Source organism: Streptomyces dryopteridis (assembly GCF_049606955.1).
Taxonomy (GTDB): domain Bacteria; phylum Actinomycetota; class Actinomycetes; order Streptomycetales; family Streptomycetaceae; genus Streptomyces.
In genome coordinates this window covers 637,473-649,106 of record NZ_CP187113.1, presented here as the reverse complement: position 1 = coordinate 649,106, position 11,634 = coordinate 637,473, and the positions used below count along the sequence as shown (strand labels likewise).

General features: G+C 75.7%; 11 protein-coding genes. 3 read left to right on the top strand and 8 right to left on the bottom strand.

What is annotated here, in order from left to right; translation table 11 throughout:
- Positions 1-85: 85 nt before the first annotated feature.
- A complete protein-coding gene (locus tag ACN20G_RS02590) occupies positions 86-847 on the bottom strand; it encodes a class I SAM-dependent methyltransferase (RefSeq protein WP_424211060.1) in 762 nt (253 codons plus the stop codon).
- A 278-nt stretch (positions 848-1,125) separates the two neighbouring features.
- On the opposite strand from ACN20G_RS02590, the gene ACN20G_RS02585 reads away from it, so the two are divergent.
- Together ACN20G_RS02585 and ACN20G_RS02580 are read left to right on the top strand one after the other, a co-directional pair.
- Positions 1,126-1,965 (top strand): bifunctional 5,10-methylenetetrahydrofolate dehydrogenase/5,10-methenyltetrahydrofolate cyclohydrolase, encoded by an 840-nt coding sequence (locus tag ACN20G_RS02585; RefSeq protein WP_424215341.1) that lies wholly within the window; start codon positions 1,126-1,128, stop codon positions 1,963-1,965.
- A 216-nt stretch (positions 1,966-2,181) separates the two neighbouring features.
- Complete coding sequence (locus ACN20G_RS02580; RefSeq protein WP_424211059.1) at positions 2,182-3,426, top strand: 2,4-dienoyl-CoA reductase; 1,245 nt, start codon at positions 2,182-2,184, stop codon at positions 3,424-3,426.
- Between the two features lie 45 nt (positions 3,427-3,471).
- On the opposite strand, the gene ACN20G_RS02575 is transcribed toward ACN20G_RS02580, so the two are convergent.
- A complete protein-coding gene (locus ACN20G_RS02575; protein WP_424211058.1) occupies positions 3,472-4,332 on the bottom strand; it encodes a helix-turn-helix domain-containing protein in 861 nt (286 codons plus the stop codon).
- Positions 4,333-4,452: 120 nt separating this feature from the next.
- Between ACN20G_RS02575 and ACN20G_RS02570 the strand changes: the two genes are divergently transcribed.
- Positions 4,453-4,758 carry a 4a-hydroxytetrahydrobiopterin dehydratase gene (locus tag ACN20G_RS02570; protein WP_424211057.1) on the top strand — a complete coding sequence of 102 codons (306 nt, stop codon included), beginning with the start codon at positions 4,453-4,455 and terminating at the stop codon, positions 4,756-4,758.
- Positions 4,759-4,864: 106 nt separating this feature from the next.
- On the opposite strand, the gene ACN20G_RS02565 is transcribed toward ACN20G_RS02570, so the two are convergent.
- The 6 genes from ACN20G_RS02565 to ACN20G_RS02540 form a co-directional block, all read right to left on the bottom strand.
- Positions 4,865-5,293 carry an RICIN domain-containing protein gene (locus ACN20G_RS02565; protein ID WP_424211056.1) on the bottom strand — a complete coding sequence of 143 codons (429 nt, stop codon included), beginning with the start codon at positions 5,291-5,293 and terminating at the stop codon, positions 4,865-4,867.
- A gap of 13 nt (positions 5,294-5,306) precedes the next feature.
- The gene (locus tag ACN20G_RS02560; protein ID WP_424211055.1) at positions 5,307-6,155 is read right to left on the bottom strand and encodes an aldo/keto reductase; all 849 of its coding nucleotides are present in this window, start codon (positions 6,153-6,155) and stop codon (positions 5,307-5,309) included.
- Between the two features lie 158 nt (positions 6,156-6,313).
- A complete protein-coding gene (locus ACN20G_RS02555; protein ID WP_424211054.1) occupies positions 6,314-6,712 on the bottom strand; it encodes a hypothetical protein in 399 nt (132 codons plus the stop codon).
- Positions 6,713-6,853: 141 nt separating this feature from the next.
- Positions 6,854-7,624: an ABC transporter ATP-binding protein gene (locus ACN20G_RS02550; protein ID WP_424211053.1), complete on the bottom strand. Its 771-nt coding sequence runs from the start codon at positions 7,622-7,624 to the stop codon at positions 6,854-6,856.
- Positions 7,621-10,365 carry an ABC transporter permease subunit gene (locus ACN20G_RS02545; protein ID WP_424211052.1) on the bottom strand — a complete coding sequence of 915 codons (2,745 nt, stop codon included), beginning with the start codon at positions 10,363-10,365 and terminating at the stop codon, positions 7,621-7,623. Before ACN20G_RS02545 ends, ACN20G_RS02550 begins: the two co-directional genes overlap by 4 nt.
- A 9-nt stretch (positions 10,366-10,374) precedes the next feature.
- The gene (locus tag ACN20G_RS02540; RefSeq protein WP_424211051.1) at positions 10,375-11,631 is read right to left on the bottom strand and encodes an ABC transporter substrate-binding protein; all 1,257 of its coding nucleotides are present in this window, start codon (positions 11,629-11,631) and stop codon (positions 10,375-10,377) included.
- Positions 11,632-11,634: the final 3 nt, after the last annotated feature.

Genomic DNA, 11,634 nt, shown 5'->3' with positions numbered 1-11,634 from the left:
GCCGACGCCATCCTCCAGGGTGCCGGCCCGGCCGTCGTTTCGCCCGTCCGTACCGCGATCGACTCGAAGTCGCGTCGCGAACCGGTCACGCCGGGCGACGCGCCTCGATCAGGAAACGGGCCGTGTGGGCCACGAACGGGCCCTCCCGTTCGATGAGTTCGTGCAGCTCCAGCAGCCGGTCCCGGTACTGGGCGACGGTGAAACCGGGCACCATCCAGATCACCTTGCGCAGGAAGTAGATCACCGCGCCGATGTCGTGGAACTCGGTGCGCAGCCGCTCCGAGCGCAGGTCCACCACCTCCAGCCCGGCCTTCTGCGCGCCGGCCACCGCGTCCTCGGGGTGCCGGGCCCGGCGCACCCGCTCGGGCTGCGGGCCCAGGAAGTACTCCACCAGCTCGAAGACGCTCGCCGGTCCGACCTGCTGCGAGAAGTAGGTGCCGCCCGGGCGCAGCACCCGGAAGATCTCGTCCCACCACACGGTCACCGGGTGCCGACTGGACACCAGGTCGAAGGCGGAGTCCGCGAACGGCAGCGGCGGCTCGTCGGGATCGGCCACGACGACCCCGCCCAGCGGGTGCAGCAGCGCGGTGGCCTTGGCCACGTTCGGCGGCCAGGACTCGGTGGCGACGGTCAGGCGCGGCAGCGGGCCGGCGCCCGCCAGCACCTCCCCGCCGCCGGTCTGCACGTCCAGCACGGAGTGCACACCGGCCAGCCGCTCGCCCAGCAGGCGCTGATAGCCCCAGGAGGGGCGCTGCTCGGTGGCGCGGCCGTCGAGCCAGGAGAAGTCCCAGCCGGCCACGGAAACGGATTCGGCCTCGGCGACGAGATGATCGAAAGTGGGGCTCATGTCGTGATCATCCCAGGTTGTGGGGATCGGCTCCATCGGATTCCGGCCCGCCCGTGCGGGGGCCCGCGGGCGGGCGGGGACGGTCGTCTACAGTGGCCGTGGGCCGTGACTGGCGCTTGGGTGGATCACCACCGGGGAGCGGCCCGCCGCGCGCCCGCCACCGAGCGGGACGCGGAGAGTGCCGCGCGCCTGGGCGAACCGCCACCGAGATCACCGCGCACGACGCGACGTTCCCGACGCCAGGAGACCCCGTGACGACCTCCCAGACCGCCCGCCTCATGGACGGCACCGCGCTCGCCGCCCGCATCACCGCCCGCACCGCCGCCGACGCCGCCCGCGTCACCGAGGCCACCGGCACCGCGCCCTGCCTGGCCACCGTCCTGGTCGGCGAGGACCCCGCCTCCGTCACCTACGTGCGGATGAAGCAGAACCGCTGCGCCAAGGCCGGCATCACCTCCCGGCACGTGGAGCTGCCCGCCGAGACCACCACCGAGGAGCTCGTCGCCGCCCTCACCGCCCTCTCCGAGGACCCGGAGATCAGCGGGATCCTGCTCCAGCACCCGGTGCCGCACCACATCGACGAGCGGGCCGCCTTCGAGGCCATCGCCCCGCACAAGGACGTGGACGGGGTCACCATGCACTCCTTCGCCGCGATGGGCTTCGGCCTGCCCGGGTTCGTCTCCTGCACCCCCGGCGGCATCATGCGGCTGCTGGAGGAGTACGAGGTGGACCTGACCGGCAAGCACGCCGTCGTCGTCGGCCGCAGCGCGATCCTCGGCAAGCCCGCCGGGATGCTGCTGCTGGAGCGCAACGCCACCGTCACCTACTGTCACTCCCGCACCGTCGACTTGCCCTCGATCGTGCGCCAGGCCGACGTGCTGGTCGCGGCGGTCGGCAAGGCCGAGTTCATCCGGGGCGAGGACATCAAGCCCGGGGCCGTGGTCCTGGACGCCGGCTACAACGTCGGCAACGTCGGCGACGTGCACTTCGCCTCCGCCGCCGAGCGCGCCTCGCTCATCACCCCGGTCCCCGGCGGCGTCGGCCCGATGACCATCGCCGTGCTGCTGGAGCAGACCGTCCGCGCTGCCGCCGAGCAGGCCGGGATCACCCTCGACTGAGCTCGCGGCACGCCCGCGCGCGCCCCGATCCCCGACCCGGGGGTCGGGGCGCGGTGTTTGCCCTTCCGACCCCTGGCGCGGGGGTGTGGTGCGCCCGTTATCGTGGGGCACCGCGCGGCCCCGCGCGTCCCCGGCCGCGGCCCGTGACGCGCTCGCGGACGACGCGGTCCACCGTTCCTCGGGCCCCGGCCCGACCCGTGCCCGTGGGGGACTGCGATGGCGTTCGACGCACACCCGGACCTGTTCGCGCCGTTGCGCCTGCCGGGCGGCGCCGAGCTGCCCAACCGGATCGTCAAGGCGGCCCTCGCCGAGGGCCTGCCCGCCCCCGACGGGCTGCCCGGCCCCCGCCTGGAGCGGCTGTACGCGCGGTGGGCGGCGGGCGGCGCGGGGCTGCTGGTCACCGGCCGGGTCCTGGTCGCGGGGGAGGGCCCCACACCCCCCGGCGCGCCCGTCCTGGGCCCCGACGCGCCGATCGAGCCCTACCGGCGGTGGGCGCGGGCCGCGCACGCCGAGGGGGCCCGGATCTGGATGCAGCTGGACGCCCCGGCGCGCGGCGCCGGGATCCGACCCGACTGGGAACGCGGACGGGCGGCCCGCCGCGCGGAGGGCCGGACCGGGGCGCGCGGCACGGCGCGGGGCGCGGGGGAGCCGGCCGAACGGGATCCGGCCGGGCCGGTCGCGGGCTTCGCGGCGGCCGCCGTGCGGGCCGAGGAGGCCGGGTTCGACGGGGTGCAACTGCCGGCGTCGCTCGGGCACCGACTCCACTGCGGGCCCGGGGCGGGGCCGGCCGGGCCGCCGGCGGTGCGGGCCCGGGCCCTGACCGAGGTGGTGCGGGGGATCCGGGCGGCGGTCTCGCCCCGGTTCGGCGTCGGCGTGAAGCTGGACGCGCCGGCCGGGCCCGGTCGCGGGCCGGACCCGGCGGAGCTCGGGGTGCTGCTGTCGCTGCTGGCCGCCCTGGGCGTGGACCTGGTGGAACTGGTCCTGCCGGCGGGCTCGCGGTGGGACGCGGAGGCGGACGGGGCGCGGGGGCTGCGGGAGCGGATCGCGCCGGCGGCCCCGCTGCCGCTGATGGCGACCGGTGGGATCGACTGCCCGCGGCAGGCCGGCCGGGTGCTCGGTGCGGGCGCGGCGCTGATCGGGATGGGCGGGGCGCTGGCGCACGATCCGGACCTGCCGGCCCGCTGGCGCGCGGACCCGACCGGGGCGCGGGCCGGGGAGGGCGGCGGGGAGGGGACGGACGGGCGGCGGTGCGGTCCGGCGGACGCGGCGCTGGTGCGGGCCCAGGTGCGCCGGCTGGCGGAGGGCCTGGAGCCCGGTCCGCAGCACCACGCCCGCCGCCTGCTCGTGCTGGACCTGCTGCGCCGGGGCCGACCCGACCCGTTGCGCGAGCGCCGGGCCGCCTCGCGCCGGGCCGTTACCCCGGAGGTCATCGCGCCGGGCGGGGTGCGGGCCGCACCATGAGGGGGACGGCCGCCGGACCGGCGCACTCCGGCCCGGCGGCCGCGCTCAGCCCAGCAACTCCCGCAGGTGGTCGGCGGTTTCGGGATCGGCGGGCAGGAAGGTCTCGACGGCGAGTTCGGCGACCGTGACGGACAGCGGGGTGTTGAAGGTGGCGATGGAGGAGATGAACGACAGCTCCCGCCCCCGTACCGACATCCGCAGCGGCAGGGCCACGCACGGGCTGCTCGGCCCCGGGAGGCTCCGGTCGACGCCGGCAACGTCGGCGTCGGCGGCGGGCGGCGCGGCCGGGTGGGCGGGCGGCGGGTAGCCGGCCACCTCCTCGTGGAGTTCGGCCAGGACGGGCGAGCCGGTCTGCGAGATCTGCCGCCGGATCTGCTCCAGCAGGTGCTCGCGCCATTCGGCGAGGTTCAGGGTGCGGCTCGCCAGGCCCTCCGGGTGCAGGGCCAGGCGCAGCGCGTTCAACGGCGGGGCCACCAGGCGTTCGGGCAGCCCGTCGATCAGGAGCCCGATGCCCCGGTTGGCGGCGAGCACGGTGTACGAGCCGTCGACCACCAGCGCCGGATAGGGCTCGTAGGCGGTCAACAGCCGCTCCAGGGAGGCCCGCAGGTCGGCGTGGTCCGGGGCGTCCCAGGAGCTCTCGTGGTAGACGGGGGCGTAACCGGCGGCCACCAGCAGCACGTTGCGGTCCCGGACCGGCACGTCCAATTGGTCCGCCAGCCGCATGATCATGGTCTCGCTGGGGCGGGAGCGGCCGGTCTCCACGAAACTGATGTGTCGGGCCGCCGAGTCGGCGCGCAGGGCCAGTTCGAGCTGGCTCAGGCCCCGCCGCCGGCGCCACTCCCGCAACAGCTCCCCGACGCCCGATCCGGTCGGTCGGACGGGCGTGGACTGCGTGAAGGTGGTCATGCCACGACCGTACGGGGCCGTCCGCCGAGTCTCCCAGTCCGTTTTCCGGCGCGCCCGCGCACGAGCGGGGCGCGGCGGACCCCGCTGTGGGAACCTGGACGGCACGTCGAAGGGAGAACGATGTCGATCGAACCGTTGTCGCGGAAGGACATCGAGGACCGGCTGCGCGAACTGCCGGGCTGGGCCGGGACGGAGGACCGGATCACGCGGACCTACCGGCTGGCCGGGCATCAGGCGGCGAGCGCGTTGGTGGCGCACATCTGCGCCGTGCAGAACGAACTGGACCACCACGCCGAACTGACCCTCGGCTACGACACGGTGCGGGTGGCGGTGAACACCCACAGCGCGGGCGACGCGGTCACCGAGACGGACTTCGCCCTCGCGGAGCGCATCGAGGCCCTGGCCCCGGCGCACGGCGCGCACTGACCCGCCGGCCCCGGGCGTGCCGCTCGGTCGCCCGGCCCCGTCGCGGGCCCGGACACCGACCGGCGCCGCCCCGGGCCGGCCGGGTCGGTCGGCCCGGGGCGGGCGGTCACTCGGGCAGCGGGTCCAGGTGCCAGCCCTGGGTGGGGGAGTCGCTCTCCTCCGCCTGTCGGGGCCGGCCCTCCTCGTCCACGTCCAGCGGGAGCCCGCTGATCGTGGCCACGAGCGAGACCACCCCCGGCTGGTCGAGGTGCTCCTCGACCAGCCACTCCTGGGCCCCGAAGCCGTTGGCCCGCCACAGTTGCACGCGGGCCCCGGGCTCGGTCGAGGCACCCGCCACGTCCAGCCGGCGCCCGTCCTCCGGGCGCAGCAGGTGGTACACCCCCGCGCCCGGGTGGACCGGCGTCAGCAGCCATCGCTGGTCGGCGCCCGGCGGTCGGGCCGGCGCGCCGGTGCGCAGCCGGTTGCCCCGTTCCACCTCCAGCACCAGCCCCGTGCCCGCGTTGCGCACGAGGACCGGACGTCCCCCCGTCGTCACGGTGCCGGGCCCGTCAGACGTCGAAGTGGGCAGGGTCCGGCCCGATCCGACGGCCGGCGGGGGAGTCGCCGAGCGCGGTGAGCGCCGCGATCTCCTCGGGGGCGAGGGTGAAGCCGAACACGTCGAGGTTCTCGGCGATCCGCGAGGGGGTCACGGACTTGGGGATGACCACGTTGCCCAGCGCCAGGTGCCAGGCCAGCACCACCTGCGCGGGGGTGCGGCCGTGCCGCTCGGCGATGGCCGCGACCTCGGGCAGGCCGAGGAGCTCCTTGCCCTGGCCCAGCGGGGACCACGCCTCGGTGGCGATGCCCCGCTCGGCGTGCGCGGCCCGCAGTTCGGCCTGCGGGAACAGCGGGTGCAGTTCGATCTGGTTGACGGCCGGCACCAGATCGCCGACCTCCTTCAGCCGGTCGAGGTCGGCGATCCGGAAGTTGGAGACGCCGACGGCCTTGGCGCGTCCGCTCGCGGCGATCTCGCCGAAGGTCTTCCAGATGGTCAGGAAGTCGTCGCGGACCGGGCGCGGCCAGTGGATCAGGTAGAGGTCCACGTAATCCAGGCCGAGCTTGTCCAGGGACTCGTCGAAGGCGCGCAGGGTGTCCTCGCGGGTCCACGTGCGCGAGGGGCCGTTCCACAGCTTGGTGGTGACGAACAGCTCCTCGCGGGCCAGGCCGGACTTGGCCAGCGCGCGCCCGGTGCCCTCTTCGTTGCCGTAGATCGCGGCGGTGTCGATGCTGCGGTACCCGGCCTCCAGGGCCGTGCCCACGGCGGATTCCGCCTCGTCGTCCGGCACCTGCCAGACGCCGTAACCGAGCTGCGGCATGGTGACGCCGTTGTTGAGGGTGATGGTGGGGACCTGTGTCACGGTGGTGTCGTTCCTCGAAGTCGTCCGGTGCTGGTGGGACGCGCCGCGACGCTGTACCCGCCGCGGCCCGCATTCGGCGACAACCGGCGTCCCGGAAGACGTATTCCCGCCACCCGGCCGAACTCACTCGAACGAGTGATCGGGTCCCTCGGGGAGGGTCAGCGGGTGCCCCAGATCGTGCGGGAGTAGATCGCGCCGTCCGCGAGATCCCCCCAGATCTGCGCCCGCTCCACGTGGGCCGCCGAGCCCGCCGCCCCGGCCGCCGCGCCCATCGGGCCGGCCACCAGGAAGCCCACGCCCACCGCCGACGCCGTGTTCGCCGCCGTGGTCCGGCTCAGCACCGCGCTGCCCGGCATCCGGTGCACCACGATCCACCCGTGCATCGCGCTCTGGCCCACGAACCGCTCGATGCCCTGGTCCAGCTCGCTCTGGCTGACCGGCCGCCCCGGTCCGGGGTGCAGCACGCGCGCCTCGTGCGCGGCCGTGTGACGGGGCGAGCGGTCGGTGTCCCCGCCCCGCCATCCCCGGCCCCAACCGGCGGACTGTGTGTGGTTCACGGAAGGGACGACACTTTCGACGGGACGGACACGGACGACGACGTTCCGCACGACCGTAGCCGGCCGCCCCGCCCGCCGACAGGGCCGAAGGACCCCACCCGCACCCCCGGCCCCGCCCCGCTCCGTACCCGGTTCGTCCGGTCAGCCGCCGCCCAGGTACGCCTCCCGGACCAGGGGGTCGGCGCGGACCGTCGCCGGGTCGCCCTCGGCGAGGACCGTGCCCAGGTCCAGCACCACCACCCGCGCGCAGCGCTCCATCACGAAGGACACGTGGTGCTCCACCAGCAGCACCGCGCACCCCTCCTCCCGGGCCAGCCGCCCGATCACCCCGCCGAGCCGGTCCCGCTCCGGCGCGGACATCCCCGAGGCCGGTTCGTCCAGCAGCAGTGCCCGGGGCCGGTCGGCCACCGCCCGCGCCAGCTCCACCAGCCGGGCCCGGCCCAGCGGCAGCCCGGCCGCCGGGGCCCCGGCCAGGTCGGCGATCCCGCACAGCTCCAGCACCTGCCCGACCCGCTCGCGCCGCCGCGCCCGCTCCCGCCGGCCCGCTCCGCCGAGCCCGCCCCGTCCGCGCCAGTCCTGGGCCACCAGCAGGTGGTCGGCCACGGAGAGCTGTCCGAAGAGCTGCTGCCGCTGGAAGGTGCGCCGCACCCCGTGCCGGGCCCGCCACACCGGGGAGCGGCGGGTCACGTCCCGGCCGTCCAGCTCCAGCCGTCCCCGGTCGGGCCGCCGGATCCCCGAGAGCACGTCGAACAGGGTGGTCTTGCCGGCCCCGTTCGGCCCGATCAGCCCGCACACCTCGCCGGCCCGCACCTCCACGTCCACCCCGGTCAGCGCCCGCACCCCGCCGAAGGACACCCCCACTCCCCGGGCCGCGAGCACCGGCGGCGCCCCGGCGGGCGCGCCCGCGCTCACGAGCCGATCCCGAGGTAGGCATCGGTCAGCCGGTCGGCGTCCACCTCGGCGCGCGGCCCGCACCACGAGACGCGGCCCTCGGACAGGTAGGCCACCGTGTCGGCGATGCCCAGGGTCTCCACCGCCTTCTCCTCCACGAGCAGCAGCGCCGTGCCCGCGTCCCGCAGTTCGACCAGCAATCCGTGCACCTCCTCCACGATCCGGGGCGCGAGCCCCAGCGAGGGTTCGTCGGCGATCAGCACGGCCGGCGGACGCAGCAGCAGCGGGGCCAGCGCGAGGAGCTGCTGTTCACCGCCGGACAGGGATCCGGCCAGGACCCCGCGTCGTTCGGCGAGCCGCCCGAACCGGTCGCGCACGGCGTCCCGTTCGGCCGGCGACAGCCGCAGCGCCAGGTTCTCGTCCACCGTCAGCGCCGGGAACACCCCCCGGCCCTCGGGGGCGAGCAGCACCCCGCGCCGGGCCCGCCGCACCGCGCGGTCGGCGGTCGCGTCCCGGCCGTGCACGAGGATCCGGCCGTCGGCCGGGGCCAGGATCCCGGCGGCGACGGCGCACGCGGTGCTCTTGCCGGCGCCGTTGGGGCCGAGCACGGCCAGCACCCGGCCCGCGCGGACCGTCAGGTCCACGCCGTGCAGCACCTCGCCGCCGCCGTGCCCGGCCCGGATCCCGCGCAACTCCAGCGCGGGCACCGCCTCGGTGTCGGCGTCGGTGTCGGCTTCGGGCCCGCGCGTCGGGCCGGTGGGCCGGTCCTCGGCGCGCACGGGCGTCGCCGGGGCCCCGGGCACCGGTACGGGCTCGGGCGCCGGCGCGGGCTCGGCGTCCGCCCGCTCCGTCCGCTCCGCCCGGCGGCGGGCCCGGCGCACGGAGAGGGCCGCGCAGTAGCCGTCCGGATCGTTGGCCAGGGCCAGGCCGGCGAGCCCGAACAGCACCACGGGCAGGTGCGCGGAGTCCGTCACCCAGTCCGCCATGAGCCGGGGCATCAGCGCGTACACCAGCCCGGCCACCACCGCGTACTGCGGACGCCGCACCCCCGCCGCGACCACCACGGCCAGCCACACCAGCCCCGTCACGGCCGTGAAGTCGGTGGCCGTGACGCGGGTGTTGTAGGAGGCGTAGAGCACCCCGCCGAAGCCCGCGAGCCCGGCCGACAGCGTGAACAGCAGCAGTTTCACCCGCACCACGGAGATCCCGGACGCGGCGGCCGCCGCCTCCGAGGAGCGCACCGCGAGCATCGCCCGTCCCGTCGCCGAGCCGCGCAACCGGGTCAGGGCCGCCGCGACCGCCGCGACCACGAGCACCAGGGCCACCCCGAAGGCCCGGTCGTCGCCCAGGTCGATCGGGCCCAGGACCGGGCGCGGGATCGGCCAACCGGCGTCCCCGTTGCGCAGCCATCCGAGTTGGAACAGGACCTGGTCGGCGAGGAAGGCCAGGGCGAGGGTGGCCAGGGCCAGGGCCCGGCCGCCCAGCCGCAGCGCGGGCAGGGCCACCAGCGCGCCCAGCGCCGCCGCCACGCAGGTCCCCGCCGCCAGGGCCGCCGCGAAGGGCCAGCCCCGGGCCATCAGGGCCCCGGCGGTCAGGGCCGCCGCCGTCACGAACCCGGCCTGCGCGAGGGAGACCATCGCCCCGAGCCCGGTGACCACGGTGAAGGAGAGGAAGACCAGGGAGACCGCCAGTCCCTGCGCGATCAGCCCGCTCCAGAACGGGGTGGTCACGGTGTACAGGGCCGCGCAGGTCACGACCGCGGCCGCCGCCCACGGGCCCCAGCGGCGTCCCCAGGAGGCCCCGGCGAGGTGGTCCGGCGGAGGCGCGTCGGTGCCCGCCGTGCCGGCCGGTCGGCCGCGCCGGGTCAGCAGCAGCAGTCCGGCGAAGAGGATCAGGAAGGGGACGGCGGTGCGCAGTCCGGTGATCCGTTCGGCGGCCGAGGCGTAGCCGGCGACGAGGTTCTGCACGACGCCCAGGCCGAGGCCGGCGGCGAACGCGACGGGCACGGAGGAGAACCGGCCGAGCACGGCGGCCGTGGCCGACACGAACAGGAACAGGGTGAAGTCGTGCGCCGACAGGCCCAGCAGCGGGGTCGCGAGCACCCCGGCGAGCCCGGCGAGGCCGGAGGAGATCATCCAGGCGAGGGAGGAGAGCCGGTCGGCGTCGATCCCGCGCAGTTCGGTCAGGGTGCGGTTGTCGACGGTGGCGCGCAGCCGCAGTCCGAGCGCGGTGTGCCGCATGAGCACCCACAGGCCGAGGGCCACCAGCGCCGTGAGCACCCAGGTGACCACCTGGTCGGAGTCCACGCCGATGCCCGCGCCGAGTTGCCAGGACACGGCGGGGCTCGGGCCGAGGCCGGGCAGTCCGAACTGGTTCTCGGCCGGGCGCAGCGGCACCCCGGCGGAGGTCAGCAGGTCCACCAGCCACAGCCCGGCGGCGGGCAGGGCCACCAGCAGGCCGATGGTGGCCACGATCTGCGCGCTCTGCCCGACCCGGGCCAGTTTGCGGAACATCAGGGCGTCCAGGGCCCAGCCCAGGCCCGGGGCGAGCACGAGGACGACGAGGAGGGCGGCGGGCACGGCGGGCAGGCCGAGCCCGGAGCGCAGTTCGTGGAAGGCGAGGGCGCACAGGTAGGCGGTGGCGCCGTGGGCGAAGTTGAAGAGTCCGGAGGCCGAGTAGGAGAGCACCAGGCCGGTGGCCAGGAGCGCGTACAGGGCCCCGGAGACCAGACCGCTGAGCACGAAGACGAGCAGGTCCCCCATGCCGGCGGCCTACTTGAAGGGGATGGGTCGCCGGCAGGTGAAGGGCACCGAGACCCGGTAGGAGCCGCCCGTGAGTTGCACGAGGGCGCCGCACCCGAAGCTGTCCTTCTGCCCCTTGGGGAACTCGCGGGCGCCGACGAGGGTGTCGCGGTCGGAGAAGCCGGCCGCGGCGGCCTGGAAGGAGTCGACGGTGAGGTCCTTGCCGGCCTTGGCGGCGATGGCGAGGAAGAGGTCCGCCGACATGTAGCCGGTCATCATGTGCATGTTCAGCGGCACGTCCTTGCCGGCCGCCGCCCGGATGTCGGCCTTGAACGCCTTCATCGCGGGCGCCTCGGACTCGAAGGGCTCGAACTGGAGCAGCACGTGCACCCCGTCCAGCGCCTGCCGGGTGGCGTCCTTGGCGAGCAGCCCCGGGTCGTAGTCGGTCGGGTCGCTCAACACCCCCCGGTACCCGGCCCGCTTCAGCGCGGTGAACAGGCCGATGTTGTACGGGGTCTGCATCACGGAGACGATCGCGTCCGGCGGGGCGGCGCCGTCGCCGCCGAGGAGGTCCTTGACGTACGCCGACCAGTCGCTGGGCACGGCCGTGCCGGGCACGCTCGGCTTGGCGTAGGACACCTCGAAGCCGGCCGCCGCGAACCCCTGCGAGAAGGTCTTGATCCCGAACTTGCCCGCGTCGGAGTCGTTGGCGATCACCGCGACCCGTTTGCCCTTCGCCCCGCCGAGCACCTGCGCGATCCCCTCCGGCCAGGTCTGGTTGATCGACCCGCCCGGACTGGGCACCAGACACCCGTTGAACCCGTACGCGTACCGCGGACCGCAGAAGGCGGGCAGGGTGCCCCAGCCGAAGGTGGGCACCTTCCGCTGCTGCAGGAAGTCGGCGCCGGAGAAGGTCACCGAGCTCATCGGGGCCACGGCGAACACCCCGTCCTGCTGCACCAGCTTGCGGGCGGCGGCCAGGTTCTTCGCCGGGTCCTGCCCGTCGTCCTCGGCGCCGATGTAGTCGATCCGCCGCCCCGCGACCCCGCCCTCGGCGTTGGCTCTGAGGAACCGGGCCCGGGCCCCGAGGTCGGTGTCCTTCTTGCTGTACCCACTGGCCGTGGTCATCGAGACGATCCCGCCGACCTTGATCGCGTCCGCGGTCACCCCCCGGGTCGCACCGCCGGCGGGGCCGCCCGGAGCGGAGGTGTTCGCGGCGGAATTGCAGGCGGTGACGAGCGCGAGGCCGGCCGCCGTCAGTGCCAGGGTGCGAAGGGAACGCGACACGAG